Here is a 1,087-nt window from a genome sequence, read left to right on the forward strand (position 1 = left end):
AGGCAAGGGCTTTCGATGGCGGCAGAAGGCGATCTGGCCTGGACCACCTGCACGACGATCCCGTTCATCCATTTCAACTGCGTGAAGAATCTCGGCGTCGACGGCCCGGCCACCGAAAGTCAGCTCGACACGCTTCTGGCGCATTACCGCGCTGCCGGCATCTCGCGGCCCTGGTTTTATGTCAATCCGCACACCGAACCTTCCCGGCTCAGATGCTGGCTCGAAGCGCGCGGCCTGCAGCGCCAGGGCGGCTGGGAGCGGATCTATCGCGAGGCAACACCGCTGCCGCCCGAACCGCTGTTCCCGGCCGATGGGCTCTCGGTCGAGCGGGTGACGCAAGCAACGGCTGCCGAATGGGCCGGCTTCATCGATCGCCAGTACAGGCTGCCGACTTCACCCTGGCTGCTGGCGCTGGTCGGCCGCAACGGCTGGCATCATTACATGCTGAAGCGGGACGGCGCGGTGGCGGCGGTGCGCTCGCTGTTCATCGGCGCCGACGGCGCGGCCTGGAGCGGCATCGACGCGCCGGTGCCCGGCATCACGGCGCCGAGCTTCGATCTCGACGCAGTGCTTGGCGAAGCGCTGGTCCGCGACGGCCTGGCGGCCGGCGCGAAACTGTTCGTCGCCGACATCGAGGCGCCGCATGAGGAGCGCGACGGACCCGCCTATCGCAACTATGCCCGCCTTGGCTTCCGGATCGCATATTTCCGCAGCCATTACAGCTATTTGCCGGCTGCCTCGAATTAAGCAGCTAGGCTTGTTTCCGGACGGAAGACCGCTTCACACTCTTGCTGGAATTGCTTTAGACCCGCAGCCATTGCCGGAAGCAGTTCTTGGCGACCATGTGGGCCGGCGGCACCATCGGCTGGCCGGCGCGCATGTCGTCAGCCGCGCTGCCGCGAGCCCTCTCGAGCAGGGTGCGAAGCTCGGCTGGCTGCACGCGGTCGCGCTCCATCACGAGCCGGACCATCGGGTCGTTCAAAAGCTCGTCCAGGGTGTTGATGCTCTCGCTCATCCGTCGCCTCCTCGAATGCCGGCCCGCGCACGATAGATAGGCAGCCAATGATGGCCCGCCAATGACGCTTTG

Annotated in this window: 2 protein-coding genes; one reads left to right on the forward strand and one right to left on the reverse strand. The window is 66.0% G+C overall.

Annotated features, from left to right (window positions below; translation table 11 throughout):
- Positions 1–747 (forward strand): hypothetical protein (locus EN742_RS35755; protein WP_128333927.1); only part of this gene is annotated, 747 nt, incomplete at its 5' end.
- Between the two features lie 55 nt (positions 748–802).
- Here EN742_RS35755 and EN742_RS35760 read toward each other — a convergent pair.
- A complete protein-coding gene (locus EN742_RS35760) occupies positions 803–1,015 on the reverse strand; it encodes a hypothetical protein (protein ID WP_126054805.1) in 213 nt (70 codons plus the stop codon).
- Positions 1,016–1,087: the final 72 nt, after the last annotated feature.

The organism is Mesorhizobium sp. M4A.F.Ca.ET.020.02.1.1, assembly GCF_004022645.1.
Taxonomy (GTDB): Bacteria; Pseudomonadota; Alphaproteobacteria; order Rhizobiales; family Rhizobiaceae; genus Mesorhizobium.

What these genes read in the sequence shown, in the direction of transcription:
- EN742_RS35760 (WP_126054805.1), bottom strand. Translation starts at nt 1,015, where the DNA reads ATGAGCGAGAGCATCAACACCCTGGACGAGCTTTTGAACGACCCGATG.